At 63.3% G+C, this 24153-nt stretch carries 19 protein-coding genes; 9 read left to right on the top strand and 10 right to left on the bottom strand.

Annotated features, from left to right (window positions below; translation table 11 throughout):
• Nucleotides 1–47: 47 nt before the first annotated feature.
• The 4 genes from AC2IR1_RS01215 to radC all read left to right on the top strand — a co-directional run bounded on the left by AC2IR1_RS01215 (nt 48) and on the right by radC (nt 5340).
• Nucleotides 48–1055 carry an SDR family NAD(P)-dependent oxidoreductase gene (locus tag AC2IR1_RS01215; protein WP_486474465.1) on the top strand — a complete coding sequence of 336 codons (1008 nt, stop codon included), beginning with the start codon at nt 48–50 and terminating at the stop codon, nt 1053–1055.
• 251 nt (nt 1056–1306) lie between these two features.
• Nucleotides 1307–3223 (top strand): molecular chaperone DnaK, encoded by a 1917-nt coding sequence (gene dnaK, locus AC2IR1_RS01210; protein WP_486474464.1) that lies wholly within the window; start codon nt 1307–1309, stop codon nt 3221–3223.
• Between the two features lie 91 nt (nt 3224–3314).
• Nucleotides 3315–4457: a molecular chaperone DnaJ gene (gene dnaJ / locus AC2IR1_RS01205; protein WP_486474463.1), complete on the top strand. Its 1143-nt coding sequence runs from the start codon at nt 3315–3317 to the stop codon at nt 4455–4457.
• 118 nt (nt 4458–4575) lie between these two features.
• Nucleotides 4576–5340, top strand: a complete 765-nt coding sequence (gene radC, locus AC2IR1_RS01200) for a RadC family protein (RefSeq protein ID WP_486474462.1) — start codon at nt 4576–4578, stop codon at nt 5338–5340.
• A 6-nt stretch (nt 5341–5346) separates the two neighbouring features.
• Here the strand turns inward: radC and AC2IR1_RS01195 are convergent, their stop codons facing one another.
• The 5 genes from AC2IR1_RS01195 to secA form a co-directional block, all read right to left on the bottom strand.
• Nucleotides 5347–5769, bottom strand: coding sequence for a GlcG/HbpS family heme-binding protein (locus AC2IR1_RS01195; protein ID WP_486474461.1), 423 nt, complete (start codon nt 5767–5769; stop codon nt 5347–5349).
• On the bottom strand, nt 5766–7919 hold the full coding sequence (locus AC2IR1_RS01190; RefSeq protein ID WP_486474460.1) for a malate synthase G: 2154 nt from the start codon (nt 7917–7919) through the stop codon (nt 5766–5768). The genes AC2IR1_RS01195 and AC2IR1_RS01190 overlap by 4 nt, the downstream gene beginning before the upstream one ends.
• A 107-nt stretch (nt 7920–8026) precedes the next feature.
• On the bottom strand, nt 8027–9586 hold the full coding sequence (locus AC2IR1_RS01185; protein WP_486474459.1) for a phosphate ABC transporter substrate-binding/OmpA family protein: 1560 nt from the start codon (nt 9584–9586) through the stop codon (nt 8027–8029).
• A 23-nt stretch (nt 9587–9609) separates the two neighbouring features.
• Complete coding sequence (locus AC2IR1_RS01180) at nt 9610–10629, bottom strand: translocase (RefSeq protein ID WP_486474458.1); 1020 nt, start codon at nt 10627–10629, stop codon at nt 9610–9612.
• 138 nt (nt 10630–10767) lie between these two features.
• A complete protein-coding gene (gene secA, locus AC2IR1_RS01175; RefSeq protein WP_486474457.1) occupies nt 10768–13503 on the bottom strand; it encodes a preprotein translocase subunit SecA in 2736 nt (911 codons plus the stop codon).
• A gap of 174 nt (nt 13504–13677) precedes the next feature.
• Here secA and AC2IR1_RS01170 point away from each other — a divergent pair, with 174 nt between their 5' ends.
• From AC2IR1_RS01170 to AC2IR1_RS01155, 4 genes are all read left to right on the top strand, one after another.
• Nucleotides 13678–14601 (top strand): peptidylprolyl isomerase, encoded by a 924-nt coding sequence (locus AC2IR1_RS01170; protein WP_486474456.1) that lies wholly within the window; start codon nt 13678–13680, stop codon nt 14599–14601.
• A 6-nt stretch (nt 14602–14607) separates the two neighbouring features.
• Nucleotides 14608–15837: a bifunctional glutamate N-acetyltransferase/amino-acid acetyltransferase ArgJ gene (argJ, locus tag AC2IR1_RS01165; protein WP_486474455.1), complete on the top strand. Its 1230-nt coding sequence runs from the start codon at nt 14608–14610 to the stop codon at nt 15835–15837.
• Nucleotides 15837–16241 (top strand): 8-oxo-dGTP diphosphatase MutT, encoded by a 405-nt coding sequence (gene mutT, locus AC2IR1_RS01160; RefSeq protein ID WP_486474454.1) that lies wholly within the window; start codon nt 15837–15839, stop codon nt 16239–16241. The genes argJ and mutT overlap by 1 nt, the downstream gene beginning before the upstream one ends.
• Nucleotides 16242–16545: 304 nt before the next feature.
• Entirely contained in the window at nt 16546–16686 is a 141-nt protein-coding gene (locus AC2IR1_RS01155; protein WP_486474453.1) for a hypothetical protein, read from the top strand.
• A gap of 146 nt (nt 16687–16832) precedes the next feature.
• Here AC2IR1_RS01155 and infB read toward each other — a convergent pair whose 3' ends face one another.
• From infB to pip, 5 genes are all read right to left on the bottom strand, one after another.
• Nucleotides 16833–19325 carry a translation initiation factor IF-2 gene (infB, locus tag AC2IR1_RS01150; protein ID WP_486474452.1) on the bottom strand — a complete coding sequence of 831 codons (2493 nt, stop codon included), beginning with the start codon at nt 19323–19325 and terminating at the stop codon, nt 16833–16835.
• Nucleotides 19326–19369: 44 nt separating this feature from the next.
• The gene (locus AC2IR1_RS01145; RefSeq protein ID WP_486474451.1) at nt 19370–19960 is read right to left on the bottom strand and encodes an RNA-binding protein; all 591 of its coding nucleotides are present in this window, start codon (nt 19958–19960) and stop codon (nt 19370–19372) included.
• Nucleotides 19961–19982: 22 nt separating this feature from the next.
• Nucleotides 19983–21605: a transcription termination factor NusA gene (gene nusA, locus AC2IR1_RS01140; RefSeq protein ID WP_486474450.1), complete on the bottom strand. Its 1623-nt coding sequence runs from the start codon at nt 21603–21605 to the stop codon at nt 19983–19985.
• Between the two features lie 2 nt (nt 21606–21607).
• A complete protein-coding gene (gene rimP / locus AC2IR1_RS01135; protein ID WP_486474449.1) occupies nt 21608–22192 on the bottom strand; it encodes a ribosome maturation factor RimP in 585 nt (194 codons plus the stop codon).
• Nucleotides 22193–22369: 177 nt separating this feature from the next.
• Nucleotides 22370–23338, bottom strand: coding sequence for a prolyl aminopeptidase (gene pip, locus AC2IR1_RS01130; RefSeq protein ID WP_486474448.1), 969 nt, complete (start codon nt 23336–23338; stop codon nt 22370–22372).
• A 51-nt stretch (nt 23339–23389) separates the two neighbouring features.
• On the opposite strand from pip, the gene ubiG reads away from it, so the two are divergent.
• On the top strand, nt 23390–24136 hold the full coding sequence (gene ubiG / locus AC2IR1_RS01125; RefSeq protein WP_486474447.1) for a bifunctional 2-polyprenyl-6-hydroxyphenol methylase/3-demethylubiquinol 3-O-methyltransferase UbiG: 747 nt from the start codon (nt 23390–23392) through the stop codon (nt 24134–24136).
• The last annotated feature ends 17 nt before the right edge of the window (nt 24137–24153 follow it).

The raw sequence follows: 24153 nt of genomic DNA, 5'->3' as shown, positions 1-24153 counted from the left end.
CGATATTTCCGCCGTAAATTTCCAGTGTAAATATTAAGGAGCTCACCGTGGCACGACCGAAACGCACCGCACCAGACGTCCTTCATTTCGACAAGCTCGCTGATGCGCTGCCATCCCTCATCGGGAAAACCGTCGGGATCACCGGCTGCACCTCCGGAATGGGCTATGTTCTGGCCGACCTCGCCGCGCGCAAGGGCGCGCGCGTCATCATGCTGAACCGGCCTTCCGAGAGGGCCGAAGACGCCCTGGGGCGTCTCAGGCTGATCGGAGAGGCCGACCTTGTCCCATGCGATCTTGCAAGCTTCGCGGCGGTTCGCGACACGGGCAAGGCGCTGCGCGGGATGCTTGGCGAAAGCGGGCTGGATGTGCTGGCCTGCAACGCGGGCGTCATGGGCATGCCCGACGTCGCAACCGAAGATGGCTACGACCTTCAGATGCAGGCCAACCACCTGTCTCACTTCCTGCTGACGCACGAGGTCTGGCCGCTTCTGGAAACCGCGGCCGCGCAGCGCGGCGAAGCCCGGGTCGTCCAGCATTCTTCCGGTGCGCGGAAGTCGCGCAAGGCCGCCCACGGGATCCTGGAACCTGAGTTCCTGGAAAAGCGCGGGGGATCGCTTGGCGGGGATCGCTGGCCCGGCATGGGCAAGTGGCGTCGCTACCGGCAGTCCAAGCTGGCCAACCTTCTTTTCACCTATGCGCTGCAGCAGCATGCAGATGCGCGGCCCGGCAACCGGATCAAGGCCCTGTGCGCCCACCCCGGCCCCGCCGACAGCGGACTGCAGGCGAAAACGACCAAGGCCGGCGGAGACACCATACTTGATCGCTACATCCTGTCCTCGACCCTCAAGATCGCGCAAAGCCAGCAAGATGGCACCTGCGGCCTGGCCCGAGCCTGTTTCGACCCGGACGCGAAAGGCGGGGAGTTCTACGGGCCAGATGCCGAGCGCCGCACCGGCCCTGCCCTTCTGCTGCCGCCTGAACGGGATCCCGACGCCGAAAAGACCCTTTGGGACCTCAGCCTGGCCGCGACCGGCGTATCGGCATTCTTCGGCTGATGCGGCCAAAGGCCAACATGAGCAGCATATGCAGCAGGCGGATCCCGCTCAGCCGTTCATCTAAGCGGCAAAAGGATGATTTTTTGGCAATCTCGCCCTTGTGAGCGGCTTGCAGGGCCGAAACCCCCTCCTTATATACCCTTCGAAGCCCGGCGGGCGGGGCGAAACCCCCGCCGGACCGGGTCTCGGAAAGCCGATGCCGTAATGGGTCGGCACTCCAGACCATCGCCTTAAGTAGAAGGGATTGCAAAATGGGTAAAGTGATCGGGATCGACCTCGGCACCACCAACTCCTGCGTCGCCATCATGGATGGTTCGCAGCCGAAGGTCATCGAAAACTCAGAAGGCGCACGTACCACGCCTTCGATCGTCGCCTTCACCGAAGAAGAGCGGCTCGTCGGTCAGAGCGCCAAGCGCCAGGCCGTCACCAACTCCACCAACACCGTGTTCGGTGTGAAGCGCCTGATCGGCCGTCGTGCAGACGACCCCGCGCTGTCCGCCGACAAGTCGAACCTGCCGTATGCCATCGTCAACGGCGGCAATGGCGACGCATGGGTGGAAGCACGCGGCGAGAAGTACTCGCCCTCCCAGATTTCTGCCTTCATCCTCGGCAAGATGAAGGAAACCGCCGAGAGCTACCTCGGCGAGGAAGTGACGCAGGCGGTCATCACCGTTCCTGCCTACTTCAACGACGCACAGCGTCAGGCCACCAAGGACGCCGGCAAGATCGCCGGGCTGGAAGTGCTGCGGATCATCAACGAACCGACCGCGGCTGCCCTCGCCTATGGCCTCGACAAGGAAGAAAGCCACACCATCGCGGTCTATGACCTTGGCGGCGGTACCTTCGACGTGACCATCCTGGAAATCGACGACGGCCTGTTCGAGGTGAAGTCCACCAACGGTGACACCCACCTGGGTGGTGAAGACTTCGACATGAAGATCGTCAATTACCTGGCGGAAGAGTTCAAGAAAGAGAACAACGTCGACCTGCGCAGCGACAAGATGGCCCTTCAGCGCCTGAAGGAAGCCGCAGAGAAGGCCAAGATCGAACTGTCGTCGAGCCAGTCGACCGAGATCAACCAGCCGTTCATCTCCATGGGCTCCAACGGCCAGCCGCTGCACATGGTCATGAAGCTGACGCGCGCGAAACTGGAAAGCCTAGTTTCCGACCTGATCAAGGGTTCCCTGAAGCCCTGTCAGGCCGCACTGAAAGACGCAGGTCTGTCCACCTCCGACATCGACGAAGTCGTGCTCGTCGGCGGTATGACCCGTATGCCCCGCGTGGTCGAGGAAGTGACCAAGTTCTTCGGCAAGGAACCCCACAAGGGCGTCAACCCGGACGAAGTGGTCGCCATGGGCGCCGCCATCCAGGCCGGTGTTCTGCAGGGTGACGTGAAAGATGTGGTCCTGCTGGACGTGACCCCGCTGTCGCTGGGTATCGAAACGCTGGGTGGTGTCTTCACCCGCCTGATCGATCGCAACACGACGATCCCGACCAAGAAGTCCCAGGTCTTCTCGACCGCCGAGGACAACCAGAACGCCGTGACGATCCGCGTGTTCCAGGGTGAACGCGAGATGGCTGCCGACAACAAGATGCTCGGTCAGTTCAACCTCGAAGACATCCCGCCGGCACCGCGCGGCCTGCCGCAGATCGAAGTGACCTTCGACATCGACGCCAACGGCATCGTGTCCGTGGGTGCCAAGGACAAGGGCACCAACAAGGAACAGAAGATCACGATCCAGGCCTCCGGCGGTCTGTCCGACTCCGACATCGAACAGATGGTCAAGGACGCCGAGGAAAACGCCGAAGCCGACAAGGCCCGCAAGGATCTGGTGGAAGCCAAGAACCAGGCCGAAAGCCTCATCCATTCGACCGAGAAGTCGATGGAAGAGCACGGCGACAAGGTCGATCCCTCGACCATCGAAGCCATCGAGCTGGCAATCGCCGCCCTGAAGGACGAGATGGACAGCGACAACGCCGAGAAGATCCGCAGCGGCATCCAGAACGTGACCGAAGCTGCAATGCGGCTTGGCGAAGCGATCTACAAGTCGCAGCAGGAAGAAGGCTCCGACGAGCCGGCTGCCGCTGACGACGCCGGTAGCTCCTCCGACGACGACAACATCGTCGATGCCGATTTCGAGGATCTGGACGACAACAAGCGTGGCTGATGTGAACAGCCCACGCTGAGGAACCTCTGGGGCCGGTCCTCCCTTCGGGCGGGCCGGCCTTCAACGTTCCTGAGGCAAGGGAAAACCGACCGTGGCAAAACGTGACTATTACGAGGTGCTCGGCCTTCAAAAGGGCGCATCGGCGGACGAGATCAAGAAGGCCTATCGCAAGAAGGCCAAGGAGCTCCACCCCGACCGCAACGCGGACAACCCGCAGGCCGAAGACCAGTTCAAGGAAGTGAACGAGGCATACGATTGCCTCAAGGACGACGACAAGAAGGCGGCCTATGACCGCTACGGCCATGCAGCCTTCGAAGGCGGCATGGGTGGCGGTGGCGCACGGGGCGGCGCCGGTCAGGCCGATTTCGCCTCTGCCTTCTCCGATGTGTTCGACGATCTCTTCGGCGACTTCATGGGTGGGCGTCAGCCCGGCGGGCGACAGCGGGCCACCCGTGGCGCCGACCTGCGCTACAACCTGCGCGTCACCCTGGAAGAGGCCTATGGCGGCCTGCAGAAGACCATCAAGGTCCCCACCTCGGTGCAATGTGACGTCTGCCACGGCACCGGGGCCGAGGGCGGTGCGGAACCGACCACCTGCCCCACCTGTTCCGGCATGGGCAAGGTCCGCGCACAGCAGGGCTTCTTCACGGTCGAGCGTACCTGCCCGACCTGTGGCGGCCTTGGCCAGATCATCAAGAACCCCTGCCGCAACTGTGGTGGCCAGGGCCGGGTTGAACGCGACCGCCAGCTTTCGGTGAACATCCCGGCGGGTGTTGAAACCGGCACGCGGATCCGCCTGGGCGGCGAAGGCGAAGCGGGCCTCAGGGGTGGCCCTGCCGGTGACCTCTACATCTTCATCGACGTCGCAAAGCACCCGATCTTCGAACGCGAGGGCAGCAACCTGTTCTGTCGCGTCCCCGTTTCTGTCGCCAAGGCGGCGCTCGGGGGAGATATTGAGGTGCCGACGATCGACGGTGGGCGATCCCGCGTGAAGATCCCCGAGGGGTCGCAATCCGGACGTCAGATGCGCCTGCGCGGCAAGGGCATGCCCGCCCTCAGGGGGGGCAGCCATGGTGACATGTTCATCGAACTGGCCGTGGAAACGCCGGTCAACCTGACCGGGCGCCAGAAGGAACTGCTGCGGGAATTCGAAGAGCTGTCGGAGGAAAACAACCCCGAGAGCGAAGGCTTCTTCAAGTCTGTGAAGAATTTCTGGGACTCCATGAAGGGGTGACCAGGCGCCCCCGCGCGCTTTCCGACAGATTGAAGAGGGCAGCGATTTCGCTGCCCTTTTCCGTGCCGGGGCAGGCGCGTTAACCTATCACTAACCAATCGCCCGTCATGCTCCTCCCATGACAAAGCGCCCCGCATTCGAGGATTCCCATCCGTCCCTCTTCGACGCGGAAGAGGCCACGCCGCAGCCCCTGCCGCGCGGCGGGCGCCTGCCATCCTACATATCAGACCATCGAAAACGCCTGCGAGAGCGTTTCATGTCGGGCGGCGCGAGCGCGCTACCGGACTACGAAATGCTGGAACTGGTCCTGTTTCGTGCAAATACCCGCCAGGACATGAAGCCCATTGCGCGGCGCCTTCTGGACAGGTTCGGCGATTTCAATGGCGTTCTGACCGCCCCGCCCGATCACCTGCTGGAGCTGCACGAGGTCGGTGAGGCCATCGTTTGCGAACTGAAGATCATCGAAGCCGCAGCACAACGGCTCGCCCGGGCAAAGATTCTCAGACGACAGGTTGTCAGTTCCTGGAACGCCCTGATCGACTACTGCCACACCACCATGGCGCATATGGAGACGGAACAGTTCCGGGTGCTGTACCTCGACCGCAAGAACGTCGTCATCGCGGACGAGGAGCAGGGCAAGGGCACCGTCGATCATGTCCCCGTCTACCCCAGGGAGGTCATGAAGCGCGCGCTGCATCACAATGCCAGCGCGCTTATCCTCGTCCACAACCATCCTTCCGGCGATCCGACCCCATCGGAAGCGGACATAGACATGACAAGGCAGATCGAAAGGGCTGGCCAGGCGCTTGGCCTGGTGCTGCACGATCACATCATCATCGGTCGCTCACGCGAACTCAGCTTCCGTTCCGAAGGGCTGCTCTGACCCGGATCAGACAGAAGCCAGGAAGGCATCCAGACCTGCCTGGGCGACCTCCATGTCCTGTGCCGGTGTCCCGGAACTGACCCCGATCCCGCCGACGCAATCCCCGCCCACGAATGCGGGCAGGCCTCCACCGACGATCATCAACCGTCCACCAATCGCAGACCCGATGCCGAAAGCCGGTGCCCCTGGCTGGGCCGCCGTTCCGTAGTCATGCGTCGCCTTCTTCGCAGCCGAAGCGGTGAAGCTCTTGTCGATCGCGATGGTGACGGAGCTGACCTTGCCGCCCTCCATCCTCTCGAACGCCAGCAGGTTGCCACCTTCGTCCGTGATGGCGATGCACATCGGCACGCCGATCTCCACCGCCTTGGTCTTGGCCGCCTCCAGCATCACGCGCGCGTCCGAGAGATCGAGTCTTGCCACACTGATCATGAGCGGGCCTCCTTCGCTTGCCGACGCCGCGCGTGCAGCACTGGCTCGGTATAGCCAGAGGGCTGGGCGACGCCGGTGAAGATCAAGTCCCGCGCAGCCGCGAAGGCCACGCCGTCAAACCCCGGTGCCATGGGCGTGTAGGCCGGATCCCCCGCGTTCTGCGCATCCACCTTCACGGCCATCCGGCGCAGACTTTCCTCAACCTGATCCTCACTGATCAGACCGTGCAGCAACCAGTTCGCAAGGTACTGCGACGAGATCCGCAAGGTCGCGCGATCCTCCATCAGCCCGACGTCATGGATATCCGGAACCTTCGAGCAACCGACGCCCTGATCGATCCAGCGCACGACATACCCAAGGATGCCCTGGCAGTTGTTGTCGACCTCGCGCGCAATCTCCTCCGCGCTCAGATTGCGCCCGGACAGGAGCGGCGGCGTCAGCAGCGCATCGAGAGACGCGGCCGCGCGGCCCCTGATCTCTTCCTGACGGGCGAAGACATCGACCTGGTGGTAGTGCATGGCATGCAAGGTTGCGGCCGTGGGTGAGGGAACCCAGGCGGTATTTGCGCCCGCCATCGGATGGCCGATCTTTGCCTTGAGCATCTCCGCCATCTTGTCGGGCTTGGCCCACATGCCCTTGCCGATCTGCCCCTTGCCCTGCATGCCGACCGCAAGGCCGGTATCGACGTTGCCGTCCTCGTAGGCCTTCAGCCAGCCCGCTCCTGCCATCTCCGCCTTGGGCACGAAGGCCCCGGCCCGCATCGAGGTGTGGATCTCGTCTCCCGTACGGTCGAGGAAGCCGGTGTTGATGAAGACCAGCCGATCCTTCACCGCCCGGATGCACTCCTTCAGGTTCACCGAAGTGCGTCTCTCTTCGTCCATGACACCCAGTTTCACGGTGTTCTTTGGCAGGCCCAGGATGGCCTCCACCTCGGCATAGAGCCTGTCGGCAAAGGCCACTTCGTCCGGGCCGTGCATCTTGGGCTTCACCACGTAGACGGACCCGACACGGGAATTGCGCGGCCCGGAGGTCTTCTTCAGGTCATGCATCGCGCAGGCCACGGTCACCATCGCGTCCAGCATGCCTTCGGGCGTCTCTTCGCCATCGTAGAGCACCGCATCGGTGGTCATCAGATGGCCCACATTGCGGACCAGCAGCAGGGCTCGCCCCTGCAGCGCGAAGGGCTCTCCCTCGGGCGACAGCAGCGCCATGTCGGCGGCGAGCGTGCGCGTCATCTCCTTGCCACCCTTGGTGAAGCTCTCGGAGAGGTCCCCCTTCATGAGGCCCAGCCAGTTTGCATAGGCCAGGGTCTTGTCCTCGGCATCGACCGCGGCGACGCTGTCTTCGCAGTCCTGGATCGCGGTCAGCGCTGATTCCAACAGCACGTCACGCAGGCCGGCCGGGCTCGACTGGCCGACGGGATGGGACGGGTCGATGATCAGGCCGATGTGCAGCCCATTGTGGCGCAGCATGTAGGTCGCGATACCGTCTTCTTCCTGGTAGCCCACGAAGACGCCCGGATCCTTGAAACCATGAACACCCGTTGCCGTTTCGGCGACCAGCTCACCACCTGCACGGCGATACCTGGTGACATCCACGTGCGACACGCTCTTGAGGGGCACGGCGTTGTCCAGGAACTCCGCCGCCCAGGCAACTGCCTGGGCGCCACGTTCGGGATCATAGCCCGGCCCCTGCGCCTGGCCCGGCATCGCGTCGGTCCCGTAGAGGGCATCATAGAGCGATCCCCAACGTGCATTCGCCGCATTCAGGGCAAAACGTGCGTTCATAACCGGCACGACAAGCTGCGGGCCGGCAAGCCTTGCGATCTCGGCATCGACATTCTCGGTGCCGATCGTGAAATCGGGCCCCTCGGGCCGCAGGTAGCCGATCTCTTCGAGGAAAGCCCTGTAGGCCGCCGCGTCCCAGGGGTGCCCCTTGCGCGCCTCCAGCCAGTCGTCGATCTGCCCCTGCAGCGCCTCCCGTGTCTCGAGGAGCTTGAGGTTCTGCGGCACCAGATCCCCCAGAAGACGCGCGTAACCGGACCAGAAAGTATCGGCAGTCACCGGAAGCCCCGGCAGAACCTTTTCTTCGACCAGATCAGCCAGTTCCGTTGCCACGGACAGGCCGGCGCGGCTCACGTAGTCAGTCATCATGCACCTCTTGGGAAATTTGGCGTCAAGATAGCTGTTTTACGGCCTCGGGCGATGATTTTCTCCGAGGTTTCCACGATATGGAAAATGGTTTCCGAAAATGAAGGCTACCGCAGCCAGACTTCGACGCGGCGATTGACCTGCCGACCCCAGTCACTGTCGTCGCAGGCCATCGGCATCGCTTCACCAAAGGCGTCGGTCGAAAGGTCGACCCTGGACAGATCTGCGGTTTCAGCCGCAGCCAGAACCGCCCGACGCACCGTGTCCGCCCGCCGCGCCGAGATCTTCAGGTTGGCGTCGGCACTGCCCTCCCCATCGGAAAAGCCAACCAACAGAACCTGACGCCCATCCAGCTGCCCGCTTTCAAGGGACTGGGCCAGCAACCGGACGTTCGACAGGGACTGCGCATCCAGCTCACTGGATCCGGCACGGAATCGGAACGACGTCGTCATTCGCTTCATCCCGCGCAGCGTGTCGACCAACCGTTTGAGCTCTTCCAGCGGCACCTCTGCGCCGGACTGCGCGATGGCGTTGGCAAAACGGTCTCCCTGGTCGTCGATGGAGATCTCCTCCGGCAACTGGTCGACGAAACCGGCACGCCGGATGACATACTGGGCTTGCGGATCACGCGTGTAAGCCAGGAATTCGCGCGCCAGCTTCGGCAAGCGAACCGCCGGCTGATAGAGGAAGACCGGCGCGGTCATCGGATAGTCCTCGGTCTTCGCATTGCGGCGCGTCGCCTGCAGGGTGAAACCGCAGGATCCCGAAAGCGCCAGCCCCGCGGCGGAACCGACTTCGGACGCAGAAGAAAGGCCAATGGCGAAGGGGTCGGCCAGAACGGCGCGCAGCAGGTCTTCATCCGTGTCATGCTGCACTGCGGTGTCGGCCAGCGCCGCGTCGATCGGCTTGAGCAGGCGATCTTGCACCACCTGCCCCAGGCCCGACTCCAGCCGCCGCAGATGCGGGACGATCGGAGCATCCGGCCCACCAAGATCCTGCCAGTTGTCGATCTTGCCGGCAAAGACTTCGGCCAACTCTGACGTGGTGATGGACTGCACCGGATTTCCGGGCGCAACGATGGGCACCAGGGCATCCAGCGCCAGCACCCGGGCGCGGCCCTTCTGGGTCAGGTCCCCCAACCCGGCCTCCCGCGCGGCGGCAAGCTCCTCGGGACGGATCTCCCGCAGCGCCATGACCAGGTCCGCACCATCCTCGATCAGCTCTTCAAACCCGCGTTCGGTGTTCTGGCTGTGGATCGTGAACTCCCCCGCGATCCGGCCACTGTCCCGTTCAGTAAGGGTGTAGAGCACTTCACCAGCCCGATCCTGCCGCCGGTCGACGGAATAGCCGGCGCGCAGGGCGAATCCCTCGACCAGGGCCGGCATGAGGATCTCCCCCACGGTTTCGGCGCCGGAAATGGTGATTCTCGCCACGAAGTCGGTCAGGTCGGGACACCCGGGCCCCGCGCAAAGCACGCCGGATCCATCCAGGGTCAGCACCCCGAATTCAGTCTGAAGGCGATAGAATTCGCCGTCAAAGCCCAGGAGGTTGCCCGAAAGCTCCACATTGCCATCGCGCGATGTCAGCGTGACATCCTGCGCGAGGGCGGCGCCGGTCGCGTTGAAAAGGAAAAGTGCGGCGAAGATCGCCGCACGAAGCAATGGCATGGAGGACCCCAGGTTGCCGGAGGTTATTTCGCGGCGATTTTCAGGTCATCCAGAAGGTTTTTCAACAGCAGAAAGTCACCCGTCGCATCGCATGCCGGCATCGTGACATCCAGATCGTGGAAGGTCCCGAATTGCCCCTCGGTCACATTGATCACCTGAGCCGAGATTTCCTTGCCGCAGTTCGCTTCGGTTACCTGCGCCTCGATGGACAGGTCGACGGTTCCCGGCTTCTTCGCGATGCCATAGGGGAAGGAATACACCTGGGCCACCCTCGCCTGGGGCAGGTCCGGATTGCCCAGAACCGTCAGGAAACCACCCTCACCCTTCGCAGCCATGGTGTAGTCCCGCGGGGCGCCGGCCCAGACATGGCCGTCATCGTCATAGCCCGCGCCGTATTCCAGCGCGTGCAGCTCCAGCCCTTCGTCTCCCTGCCACTGCAGCACCGACCGGTCGTAAAAGCTGAGGGAGGAGACATCGACATCCGCGCTCGCGCCTTCCCCATCCTGAAAGACCGCCACGAAAATCGCGAATTCCGCCAGCGCGGGCACGGCGAGGGAAACCTGGCCAGCATCATCGGTCAGTTCGGTGAAGACCATCCCCTCATGATGAAACGCCACCCGCTCATCCGCGTAGCAAGGCGCGTTGAGCGTCAGCGTGACCATGGCGGCCGCCGCAGCCTCCGCCGTGAGGGTCAGCGGGCAGTCGCCTGCAGCGGCTTCGCCATCGGCCGGGCTTTCATCGGGCGCCTCGGCCTGGGCGGGAATCACTGCGGGCTGGGAGGCAGAGCCGGGCTCTGCTTCGGGAACCGACACCGGCGAGGATGTCCGCTCGATCTGCGTCAGCGCCAGGGCGTCATCGTTCACCGGGGTCGGGCTGGAAACCGGCGCGGCCTGTGCGATCACGGGCGCCTGCGCCACCTGCGGCTGCGCCGTGACGCCTTGATTGCCACGGGTCTGCATCAGGTAACCGCTTCCGCCGACACCGAGGAGACCGACACCCGCAACCGCGAGGGACTTGATCAGGGTAGCTTTGGCAATCTGCATGGGCGTTCTCCGACAACGTCGTGAACATGCTGCAGGATTCGGGCAGTCTTGTGACCCCTGTGCGGACTCAATCTGGCGCCGCGATAGAAAAGGGGCGGCGCCCAAAGGCACCGCCCCCACCATTCATTTCAGCTACGGTCAGGAAATCTCGCCGTGGCAGTGCTTGAACTTCTTGCCGGAACCGCAGGGGCAGAGAGAGTTGCGGCCGGGATTGCCCCAAGTCGTGGGATCAGCCTCGTCAAAGCCGGGGACATACCCTTCGCCTTCCGGATTGACGCCCGTTTCCTCACCGGAGGCCTTTGCCTCCGCCTGCTGGACCGCCGCATCAACCTGCGCCTGCTGCGCTGCCATCTGCTGCTGCAGGGCCATCATCTGAGCCTGGCGTTCCTCTTCCGTCATAGGGCGGACACGGGACAGGGTCGCGGTCGTATCCTCGCGCAGGCTGTCGAGCAGGCTTTCGAACAGGGCAAAGGCCTCGTTCTTGTACTCGTTGAGCGGGTCACGCTGCGCATAGCCACGGAAACCGATGACAGAGCGAAGGTGCTCCATCCGCAGCAGGTGTTCGCGCCACTTGCCATCGATGGTCTGCAGCAGGATCTGCTTTTCGATCATCCGCATGTTCTCCGGCCCGAAGTCCGCGGCCTTCTTGGCCATGGCTTCATCGGAGGCCTGCTCAAGACGCTCGATGATCTGCTCATCGTCGACGCCCTCTTCCGCGGCCCATTCATCGACAGGCACGTCGATGCCGAGCTTTTCGAGGCAGGCCGCTTTCAGGCCCTCGGTATCCCACTGGTCCGCGTAGGTCTTCGGCGGCATGTACTGGGTCACCAGGTCCTCGATCACCTCGTAACGCATGTCCTGGACGATTTCCGACAGGTCCTGCGCTTCCATGATCTCGCGGCGCTGGCCGAAGATCAGCTTCCGCTGGTCGTTCATCACATCGTCGAACTTCAGCACGTTCTTGCGCATGTCGAAGTTGCGGCCTTCGACCTTGGCCTGGGCACGTTCCAGCGACTTGTTCACCCAGGGGTGGATGATCGCCTCGCCTTCCTTCATGCCGAGCCCGGACAGGACCTTTTCCAGACGGTCGGAGCCGAAGATCCGCATCAGGTCGTCTTCGAGGGACAGGAAGAAGCTGGACTTGCCCGGGTCACCCTGACGGCCGGAACGACCGCGCAGCTGGTTGTCGATGCGGCGGCTTTCGTGGCGTTCCGTGGCCAGCACGTAGAGGCCGCCTGCGTCTTTCACCTTCTGCTCATCCGCCGCATGCTCGGCCTCGATGCGCTCGCGCACCTCATCCGGGTTCGCTTCGGGGTTGGCGGCCAGCGCTTCCATCACCTTGATCTCGACGTTGCCGCCCAGCTTGATGTCGGTGCCGCGGCCGGCCATGTTCGTCGCGATCGTGATCGCGCCCAGCTTGCCGGCCTCTGCCACGATCTGCGCTTCCTGCTCGTGATGGCGGGCGTTCAGAACGTTGTGTTCCAGCCCGGCCTGGGTCAGCAGCTGGCTCAGCAGTTCGGACTTTTCGATGGAAGTCGTCCCGACGAGGACCGGCTGCCCCTTTTCGTGGGCCTTCTGGATCTCGCCGATGATGGCCTGATACTTTTCCTGCTGGGTCTTGTAGATCGCATCGTCATTGTCGATCCGCGCGATCGGCCGGTTGGTGGGAACCTCCACCACGCCAAGCCCGTAGATCTCGGCGAATTCCTCCGCCTCGGTCATCGCGGTACCGGTCATCCCGCCCAGCTTGTTGTAGAGGCGGAAGTAGTTCTGGAAGGTCACCTGCGCCAGCGTCACGTTCTCGGGCTGGATTTCGACCTTTTCCTTGGCCTCGATGGCCTGATGGAGGCCCTCGGACAGGCGGCGGCCGGGCATCATGCGGCCGGTGAATTCATCAATCAGGACGACATCGCCGTTGCGCACGATGTAGTGCTGATCCTTCTGGAACAGCTTGTGCGCGCGAAGGGCCTGGTTCACGTGATGCACGATCGAGGTCGATTCCGGATCGTAGAGCGTTGCGCCCTCTTCCAGCAGGCCTGCCTCGTGCAGCAGGGTTTCCAGCTTTTCGTTACCCTCTTCGGAGAAGGTGACAGAACGCTGTTTTTCGTCGGTGGTGTAGTCTTCCTCCGACAGGGAAGGGATCAGCGCGTCGATGGCCGTGTAGAGGTCGCTGCGGTCCTGCGCAGGGCCGGAGATGATCAGGGGCGTCCGCGCCTCGTCGATCAGGATCGAGTCGACTTCGTCGACGATCGCGTAGTTATGTTCACGCTGGTAGAGGTCCTTCAGGTCGGACTTCATGTTGTCGCGCAGATAGTCGAAACCCAGCTCGTTGTTCGTGGCATAGGTGATGTCGCACTGGTAGGCGGCACGCTTGTCGGCATCCGCCTGCCCGGGATGAACCACGCCGGTGGTGAGACCGAGGAAACCGTAAACCTTGGACATCCACTCCGCGTCACGTTTCGCGAGGTAGTCGTTCACGGTCACCACGTGCACACCCTTGCCGGTGAGCGCATTCAGGTAGGCCGGGAAAGTCGCCACGAGGGTCTTGCCCTCCCCCGTCTTCATTTCGGCAATGTTACCCTGGTGCAGGAAGATCCCGCCCATCAGCTGCACGTCGAAGGCACGCAGGCCGATCGCGCGGCGTGCGCCTTCCCGGCAGTTTGCGAAGGCTTCCGGCAGCAGGTCGTCAAGGCTCTCGCCACCGGCGATCCGCGTCTTGAATTCCTCGGTCTTCGCGCGCAGCTCCTCGTCGGAGAGGGGCGTGAACTGTTCTTCCAGCGCGTTGATCTTCGCGACCAGCGGGCGCGTCGCCTTCACCTTGCGGTCATTCGGTGTGCCGAAGACCTTCTTGGCGAGTGTTCCCATTCCCAGCATGATCTATTTTCCGCTTCCTGACGCCATCGTGTGGAGGGGCCCTGTTGTGCGTCATCTTCATGGCCCGTAAGTAAGCCCGGAAGAGGCCGCCAAGCCCTTTGCCATAAGGCGATGTAGTGGGCAGGCCCCTGAGTGTCAACGCCGCGCCCCGCGCGGGAAACCGGAGGTAAATCCATGTTGCACCGACTCACCTGTGCTGCCCTGCTAGCGCTCACCGTCCCCGCACAACTGCTGGCACAGGACGCTGCCGCAACGGCACCTGCCACCGCAGAGAGCACCGCACCTGCTGCCGACGCACTGCCCGTCGAAGGCCCGCTGGCGCTCGACACCGTTCTGGCAAAGGTCGGGGACACCGAGATCACCTTCGGCCACGTCGTCGCAGCCTACATGGAAGCACCGGCGCCTTATAACCAGATGCCGCTGACCCAGATCGCAGCCCCCCTGCTGCAGCAGCTGGTGCAACAGGAAGAACTGAGCCAGCAGTTCTCCGGCGACACCCCCGCCGCCACTGCCTATGTTCTGGACAACACCAAGCGCAAACTGGTCGCAACCGACGCGATGCTGCAGCACCTCGATGCGCAAATCACCGATGACCTGATCCAGAAGACCTACGACGAAAAGTATCCCGATGATGCCTCGGGCCCGGTCGAGTATCACGCGGCTCATATCCTCGTGAAGACCGAGGACGAAGCCAAGGAAATCATCAAGGAGCTGGACGGCGGCGCCGACTTTGCCCAGCTGGCTCGCGACAAGTCGACCGGTCCTTCGGGGTCCAACGGCGGCGACCTCGACTGGTTCACCCCGGACAAGATGGTGCCCGAATTCAGCGCGGCCCTCGAAGGCATGGAGCCCGGCTCCATCTCCGATCCGGTCCAGACCCAGTTCGGCTGGCACGTGATCAAGCTGATGGACACGCGTCAGCGCAAGCCCGAGCTTGCCAGCGTCAAGGATGACATCGTCGCCGAACTGCAGCAGTCTCTCGCTGCAACCTATCTTGACGAACTCTCCGCAAACTCGGATTCCTCGGTTGCAGACCTCGGCAGCCTGGACCTTTCCAACCAGGCGCTCATGCCGCTCTTCATGGAAATGCAGGAGTAACACCGCATGGCGGGCAAGTATCCGACCTCTCCCCTGGCTCCGGCCGCCTTCCCCGCATTGCCCGTCATCGACGGGGTGCGCTTTGCAACGGTGGAAGCCGGCGTGAGGTACAAGGGCCGACGGGACGTGATGCTTGCCCTGATGGATGCCGGAACTTCGGTTGCGGGTGTCTTCACCCGGTCCAAGACCCGCTCCGCGCCTGTGCTCGACTGCCAGGAGAAGATCGGCCTCGACGGGCAGGGTCCCGTCGCGATCGTCGTGAACTCCGGCAACGCGAATGCCTTTACGGGCAAGAACGGCGTCACGGCCACCAAGGCCGTGACCTCCGCCGCGGCGGAGGTCCTCGGGATCGACGAGACCCGGGTCTTCACCTCCTCCACCGGCGTGATCGGCGAACCGCTCCCGCATGAGCGGGTCACGAGCAAACTGTCTGATCTGCAAGCGGCCCTGGATGCCGGCAAGATCGAAGAGGCCGCCCAGGCCATCATGACCACGGATACCTTCCCCAAGGGATCCACCACCACGGTTTCCCTGCCCGGCGGCCAAGTGAAGATCGCCGGGATCGCCAAGGGCTCCGGCATGATCGCCCCCGACATGGCGACCATGCTGGTCTACATCTTCACCGATGCGAAGATCGAACGCTCCGTCCTTCAGGACATGCTGTCGACGCTCACCGATGTCACCTTCAACTGCATCACGGTGGACAGCGACACCTCCACCTCTGATACGCTGCTGATGGGCGCAACCGGCGCCTCCGGTGTCGAAGTGACGGCCGAAAGCACCGCGTTCATCGACGCGCTGCGTACCGTCATGCTGGACCTCGCCCACCAGGTGGTGAAGGACGGCGAAGGCGCAACCAAGTTCGTGCAGATTCACGTGAGCGGCGCCGCCTCCGACGCGGATGCCAAGGTCCACGCGATGGCGATCGCCAACTCCCCCCTGATCAAGACCGCAATTGCCGGGGAGGACCCGAACTGGGGCCGCGTCGTCATGGCCATCGGCAAGTCCGGCGCCGCAGCTGACCGCGATCTGCTATCGATCCGTTTCGGCGACATCCTCGTCGCGGAAAATGGCTGGGTCTCCCCCGACTACAAGGAGGAGCAGGGCGCCGCGATCATGAAACGGCAGGAGATCGAGATCTCCGTCGATCTGGGACTGGGCGGCGGGACCGCCACCGTCTGGACCTGCGATCTGACCCATGGCTACATCTCCATCAACGCGGATTACCGCAGCTGATGACCCGGAAGATGATCCTCGTTTCCGCCGTCGCCCTGATTGATGTCGACGGTCGCGTTCTTCTGGCACAACGCCCAGAGGGAAAGTCCATGGCCGGCCTCTGGGAATTTCCCGGGGGCAAGGTCGAAGCGGGTGAAAGCCCCGAAGAGGCCCTGATCAGGGAGCTGAAAGAGGAGCTGGGCATTGACACCTGGTCCTCCTGCCTCGCGCCCCTGACCTTCGCCAGCCACGCCTACGACGATTTCCACCTGTTGATGCCACTCTTCGCCTGCCGCCGCTGGGAGGGCACCCCGCAGCCGCGTGAGGGCCAGACCCTTGCCTGGGCGCGCGCCAACGAACTTCGGAACTACGAAATGCCCGCGGCGGACGTTCCGCTGATCCCGATACTGCGGGACTGGATCTGACCGAATCACCTGCCAGGAGCCGGACTGAAGCGCACGGAACCGTATCGTTTCAGTTACTTGGCCCGTCGGAAAATATGCCTACTGCTTGTACATTTTCCCAGACTCCGCACGCTTTTTCGGCGACGACTTGTTGGATTTGACAAGCAATTCTGCTGCGTTGCGGCGAACTTTCCGCGGCGCGGCAGAAAAATGCGCAGAATTCACGACAATTCCGTAACGTCTGAGTAATTTTTAGCTGCTTTGTTAACAACAGGTGGGTTATAAAGTTGCTCAGTAAATCGCATAGGGGAAGGGGATACGAACCATGCTGAAGACCATTACTCTCGGTACCTGCGTTTCCGTCCAGGGCACTTTCGTGCGCGCACTTCCGAACGGCAAGGTCGAGGTTCGCGTCGGCCAGCAGCTGTTCACCGGCGCGCCGGTGCAGCAGACTGCCGCAGCCTGATGACACGGACCAAATCTTGGAATATCGTCTGAGCAGCCTTCGGGCTGCTCTTTCGTTTCTGCGGTTATTTTCTCAGTCGCCGTAAAACGCACAAAGGCCGGACCCTGGGGGGACCGGCCTTTGTCGTTTCCGAGGAACGGAAGGGATCAGAGCTTACGCTCGACCTCCTCACGCTCGAAGATTTCGATCACGTCGTTGGGACGGATGTCGTCGTAGTTCTCGAAGGCCATGCCGCATTCCTGGCCGGACTGCACTTCGGCAACCTCGTCCTTGAAGCGCTTCAGGGTCTTCAGCGTACCTTCGTGGATCACCACGTCGTCGCGCAGCAGGCGAACCCCGGCGGAGCGGCGCGCCACACCTTCGGTGACCAGGCAACCAGCGACCTTGCCGACATTGGAGACCTTGAAGACTTCCTTGATCGTGGCGTAGCCGATGAAGTTTTCGCGGATCTCGTTCGACAGCAGGCCGGAGGCCGCCGCCTTCACGTCGTCCACCAGGTCGTAGATCACGGAGTAGTACCGGATCTCGACACCCTTCTGGTTCGCGGAGTTCCGCGCCGGTGCGTTCGCACGGACGTTGAAACCGATGACCGGGCAACCGGAGGCTTCGGCAAGACCCACGTCGGTTTCGGTGATCGCACCGACACCGTAGTGGATGACCCGCACGCGGACCTCGTCGTTGCCGACCTTTTCCAGCGCCTGAACGATGGCTTCGGCAGAACCCTGCACGTCGGCCTTCACGATGACCGGCAGTTCGGAGACGTTTTCGTCTGCCTTCGCCTTGGCCATCAGCTGTTCCAGCGTGGTGCCTGCACCCAGGGCCGCGGATTTCTCCTTGGCCACGTTGTGGCGGTACTCGGCGATTTCACGGGCCTGGGCCTCGGTCGAAACCACGTTGAGCACGTCACCCGCTTCGGGCGTACCGTTCAGACCCAGCACCTCGACCGGAACGGAGGGACCCGCTTCGTCGACGCGCTCACCCTTGTCGTTCACCAGCGCACGGACCTTGCCGTACTGCTCGCCCACGACGAAGATATCGCCGCGGTGCAGGGTACCCTTCTGGACCAGAACCGTGGCAACCGGGCCACGACCCACGTCCAGCTGTGCTTCGATCACGGCGCCTTCGGCGGCGCGGTCGGGGTTCGCTTTCAGTTCCAAGATCTCGGACTGCAGCGCGATGGCTTCCAGCAGTTCGTCCAGGCCCTTGCCCGTCAGCGCGGAGACCTCGACGTCCTGCACATCGCCGGACATCTTTTCCACGATCACTTCGTGCTGCAGCAGCTCGGCACGGACCTTGTCCGGATCGGCTGCGGGCTTGTCGCACTTGTTGATCGCCACGATCATCGGCACGCCGGCCGCTTTCGCGTGGTTGAGCGCCTCGATGGTCTGCGGCATGACCGAATCATCCGCCGCCACCACGAGCACGACAATGTCCGTCACCTGGGCCCCGCGAGACCGCATGGAGGTGAAGGCCGCGTGGCCGGGGGTATCGAGGAAGGTCAGGGTCTGACCGCTGTCCGTCTGCACCTGGTAGGCACCGATGTGCTGCGTGATGCCGCCTGCTTCGCCCGCGACGACCTTCGCATGCCGGATCGCATCCAGCAGGGAGGTCTTGCCGTGGTCGACGTGGCCCATGATCGTGATGACCGGGGGACGCGACTGCAGGTCTTCTGCCTTGTCCTCTTCGGACTGGATCACGTCTTCGACGTCGGCATCGGAAACACGCTGCACCTTGTGGCCGAACTCTTCGATGATCAGTTCCGCGGTATCCGCGTCGATCGTCTGGTTCTGCGTAACCATCATGCCGTTCTGCATGAGGGCCTTCACCACGTCTGCGACGCGTTCCGCCATACGGTTGGCCAGTTCCGACACCACGATGGTCTCGGGCAGCTGGACATCACGCACGACCTTCTCGCGGTTTACGGGGCCGCCCATGGCTTTCTGACGGGCACGCTCCTGCTTCCGCTTCATGGCGGCGAGGGATTTCTGACGGCCACCTTCACCACCGCTAAGGGCTTGGTTCAGCGTCAGTTTACCGGAACGACGGCCATCGTCGCGACCCTTGCCACGGCCACCACGGTCGTCACGGTCGTTCCCGCGATCGTTCCGTTCGGGCATGGCGGGCTTGGCCCGTGCCTTGGTCGTCCGCGCGCCGTCTTCGGCAGGGGCGTCGGCCGGCGCAGCGGCGGCAGCGGCAGCGCGCTTGGCAGCGGCTTCCTCTTCCTTGCGCTTGCGCTCTTCCTCTTCCGCCTTGGCGCGGGCCTTTTCTTCGGCCTCGCGCATCTCGCGTTCTTTTTGCTCCGCCTCTTCACGGCGACGCTGGCGCTCTTGCTCGCGCTCTTTTTCCTCGCGGGCGCGACGCTCTGCGTCCTCCGCCTCACGGGCTTTAGCAGCGGCGACCGCCTTCAGGCGACGCTCCATCTCGGCATCGGTGATGCCCTTGGGGCGCTTGTTGGGATCGCCCAGGGCAGCATTACCACCGGATTTGCCAGAGCCGGCCTTGGGGACGACAACGCGTTTGCGCTTCGTCACCACTTCGACGTTCTTGGTGCGGCCGTGGCTGAAGCTTTGCTTCACGTTCCCCGAACGGGGGCCTCCACCACGAACACCCAGAGTCTTTTTACCGTCGTTGTCGCTCATATTGGCCAATCTTCCTTTCAGACGGGACCCTCCCGCCTCATGCGTCAGGCACGCAGACCTCGCAGTCTCGCGGCCTCCTCTACAACACGTTTGCTCAAACCGCCAGTTCCTAAGGCGGCGTGTATGACAGTTTCCCGTCCGAAGGCCAAGCCCAGCTCATCTGCAGTGAGCCAGCCAATGTAGTTGCCCCGGTAGGGGGTCGAGAGCTTGGACTTGCCGCGCCCGGACCCGTCACTGGCCTGAAGCAGCGTCGTCGCTTCTTCCTTGGCCAGCCAATCCTTCACCTTCTCGTAGCCGGCGACGGCGTCGCCGGACTTCCGCGCCAGGGCCAGCAATTCGCAGACCCGCTTCACCAGAAGTGCCTCGACCATGTCGGCCAGGCCCTCGGGCACGGTCACCTGCTGCTTCGCGGCGCGCGAGAACAGTTTCTTCTTTTCCGCGATCCCGATCGCCTCCCGCGTGGAAGCGACCCAGATGCCCCGGCCCGGCAGTTTCTCCGCCAGATCGGGAACGACCTGCCCTTCGGGGCCCACCACGAACCGGATGAGGCCGCCTTTCGGCTGCACCTCTCCGGTCGCGATGCACTTACGCTCGGGACCGTCGCTGCGATCCTTGTCCTGTCCGCCTCGGCTCATCGGTGCGCTCCCGGACCCGGCCTCAGCCTTCGGCCTCCTCACCTTCGGACTCCTCGTCCTCCAGCTCTTCTTCAGCGGCCTCCAGTTCGGAGGGATCGACCCAGCCCAGCAGGACACGGGCGGTCATCACCAGTTGCTGGGCTTCTTCCAGAGAAACGTCGAACTTCTCCAGCAGGCCATCGTCCTTGACACGTTCGCCATCGACAGTGGTCCAGCCGCCGGCCAGTTCCCAGTCGGCGCAGGTCGCGAAATCTTCCAGCGTCTTTACGCCGTCTTCGGCCAGGGCCTCCACCATTTGGGGGGTCAGGCCATCGAATTCAATGAGGCTGTCCTCGGCACCCAGTTCGCGGGCATGCGCCAGGGCTGCTTCGGCCTGTGCTTCCAGGAACTCGCGCGCCCGGGTCTGCAGTTCCTCGGCGGTGCCCTCGTCGACGCCGTCGATCACCAGCAGTTCGTCCAGCTCGACGTAGGCGACTTCCTCGAGGTTCGTGAACCCTTCGGAAACCAGCAGCTGTGCGAAGAACTCGTCCAGGTCCAGGGTGTCCATGAACAGCTTGGTGCGGCTCTCGAATTCCTTCTGACGGCGGGCGGATTCCTCCTCCTCCGTCATGATGTCGATGTCGAGGCCGGTCAGCTGGGACGCCAGGCGCACGTTCTGACCGCGACGGCCGATGGCCAGCGACAGCTGCTCCTCGGGCACCACGACTTCGATCCGCTCAGCTTCCTCATCCAGAACCACCTTCGACACTTCGGCCGGCTGCAGCGCGTTCACGAGGAAGGTCGGCATGTCTTCAGACCAGGGGATGATGTCGATCTTCTCGCCCTGCAGTTCGTTCACCACGGCCTGCACGCGGCTGCCGCGCATACCGACGCAGGCGCCGACCGGGTCGATGGACCCGTCGTAGGAGATCACGGCGATCTTCGCGCGCGAACCCGGGTCACGGGCAACGGCCTTGATCTCGATGATGCCGTCGTAGATTTCCGGCACTTCCATCTTGAACAGCTCGGCCATGAACTCGGGCGCGGTGCGGCTCAGGAAGATCTGCGGGCCACGGGTTTCGCGGCGGACGTCCTTGATGAAGCAGCGGATACGGTCGTTCGGGCGATAGGCTTCGCGGCCGATCTTCTCGTTCCGGCGCAGGATGGCTTCGCCACGGCCCACGTCGACGATGACGTTGCCGTATTCCTCGCGCTTCACCACGCCGTTGATGATGGTGCCGACGCGGTCCTTGAACTCGTCGAACTGGCGATCACGCTCGGCTTCGCGCACCTTCTGCAGGATGACCTGCTTGGCGGACTGCGCCGCGATCCGGCCCATGTCGACCGGGGGCACTTCCTCGACGAAGGTGTCACCGACCTGGGGATCGGCCATGTACTGCTTGGCCTGCTGGACGGTCATCTCGGCCTGGTAGTTCTCCAGCTCCTCGTCCTCCACCACGGTGCGGACGCGGGTGAAGGTGGCGCGACCGGTCTTGCGGTCGATCGAGACACGAATGTCCATCTCGGCGCCATAACGGGACTTCGCGGCACGGGCCAGCGACTCCTCCATCGCCTCGATCACCAGACCGGGGTCGATCATCTTCTCCCGGGCCACGGCCTCGGCGGTTTGCAGCAGTTCAAGCTGGTTGGCAGAAGTGATTGCCATGGTCAGTCCTCCTGGGAACCTTCGTCGGTCTCGATCTCGTCGAATTCGTCTTCGTTCAGCACGCCCGAGGCCTTCCGGGCCTTCAGCATTTCCTTGATGAGGTCGTCGGTCAGCACCAGCTTGGCATCCGCCAGCCAGTCGAAGTTCAGACCGACCGTCACCTCTTCGCCCTGATCCTCGATGTTGATCAGCACGTCGTTATCCTCGATCCCGGCCAGGGTTCCCTTGAACCGCTTGCGGCCGCCGACCAGTTCGGCAGTTTCAAGCTTTGCCTCGTAGCCCTCGAAGGTGTCGAAATCCTTCAGCCGGGTCAGCGGCCGATCGATGCCCGGAGAGCTGACTTCAAGGTTGTAGGCATCGGTCACGGGATCCTCGACATCCAGCACGGCGGAGACCGCGTTGGAAATCTGGGCACATTCATCCACTTCGATCCCGCCATCGGGCCGTTCGGCCATGATCTGCAAGGTCTTGGTATTGCCGCCCATCAGGCGGATGCGCACGAGATCGAAACCGAGGTCCTCGATGACGGGACCCACGATCTCGGCCAGGCGGCGGTCGATGGCGGTCTTGGCGATTAGGTCGGTCATATCCGGTCCGGGCACAAAAAAACGGGCACGCGGCCCGTCGTATTCCCGGTGGAGCTTCGTTCCCAGAGGGTTCGACGCGCCGCTGTTGAAGGGGGATATACGCCTGGTCCGCGCGAATCGCAAGGGGGTTGGCAATTCGGCTGTCAAAGGGGCCGTGCGGGCCCTCAGGCCGGCCCCTCAGGCCCGGGCGAGGCGATCCATGATCTGAACCAGCTTGGTGGTGATCCCCGGCTCCGACAGGGCGTGCCCTGCATGCGGGATCATGTGCAGATCTGCCCGGGGCCAGGCGCGCGACAGCTGCCAGGCCGTATGAGGCGGGCAGATCATGTCGAAACGGCCCTGCACGATCTCCCCCGGGATATGCGCGATCTTGTCGATATCACGCAGGATCTGCCCTTCGTCGAGCCAGCCCAGGTGCGTGAAGTAATGGTTTTCCAGCCGCGCGAAGGCCCGCGCGTATTGCCCCGGCGGCTCCCCGCCCGATCCGGTACTGTTGACCGTTGCCAGCGCATTTTCCCAGGCCGACCATGCTTTTGCATAGGCGACCTCCTCTGACGGGTCATCGGTAAACAGGCGGCGGGCATAGGCGGCGATCATGTCACCACGCTCGTCCTCCGGGATCATTTCCGAAAAGCGCGCCCAGGTCTCGGGCCAGAAGCCGCCCGCACCGCCGCCGTAGAACCACTCCAGCTCCGGGGTCGTCATCAGGAAGACCCCGCGCAGGATCAGGTTGCGCACCCGGTCGGGATGGGTTTCGGCGTAGATCAGCGAAAGCGTGGCGCCCCAGGACCCGCCGAAGACGATCCAGCTTTCGATATCGAGCGTTTTCCGGATCCGTTCGATATCACGGACAAGATGCCAGGTGGTATTGTGTTCGACAGAGGCGAAGGGCCGGGACCGGCCACAGCCGCGCTGATCGAACAGGATGATGCGATAGCGATCCGGGTCGAAATATCGGCGCATCGCGGGGGAGCAGCCGCCACCCGGGCCACCATGCAGGACGATCACGGGAATACCGTCGGCCCTGCCCGATTGCTCCACGTAGATGTCATGCCCTTCGCCCACGGCAAGCATGCGCTGATCGAACGGGTCGATCGGGGGATAAAGCAATTGGCTTGCGCTCTTTTGACCCGAGTTTCTATCCATCTCCGTCCCATATAAGAAGGGTCAAGCCACCATGACCGCAAGGAGCGCGGAATGCAAACCGACAACACCACCGTCGACGCGGCGGAAGTCGCCAAATTCGAAGCCATGGCCGCCGAGTGGTGGGACCCGACCGGCAAGTTCAAGCCGCTGCACATGATGAACCCGGTCCGGCTGGACTACATCACGCAGCAGATTGCAGCCGAATACGGCCGTGACCTGACCACAGAACGCCCCTTCGAGGGGCTGCGTTTGCTGGATATCGGTTGCGGCGGCGGCCTTCTGTGCGAACCAATGGCACGGCTGGGCGCGACCGTCGTCGGCGCCGATGCCGCGGAACGGAACATCCCCGTCGCCCAAACCCATGCCGCGCAGTCCGGTCTCGACATCGACTATCGTTTCACCACCGCCGAGGCGCTCGCCGCAGCGGGGGAGCAGTTCGACGTCGTCCTAAACATGGAGGTGGTCGAACATGTCGCCGATCCCCTCGCCTACCTGACGGCCTGTCACGATCTTTTGAAGCCGGGCGGCCTGCACCTGTGCTCGACGATCAACCGCAACGCCAAGAGCTTTGCCATGGCCATCGTCGGGGCGGAGTGGGTCATGCGCTGGCTGCCGAAGGGCACGCATGAATGGAACAAGTTCATCACCCCCGACGAACTTTATGAGCTGATGCGCAAGGCCGGCCTCAACCCGGTGGACCGCAAGGGCTACGTCTTCAACCCGGTCAGCTGGCAATGGTCGATTTCCGCACGGGATCTTTCGGTGAACTACGTGACCGCAGCCCTGCGTCCCGAGTGAGCCCCGGCGGGAGGCGG

Source organism: Pseudooceanicola sp. NS-SX8 (assembly GCF_057380755.1).
This window is presented reverse-complemented; position numbering and strand designations above follow the sequence as displayed.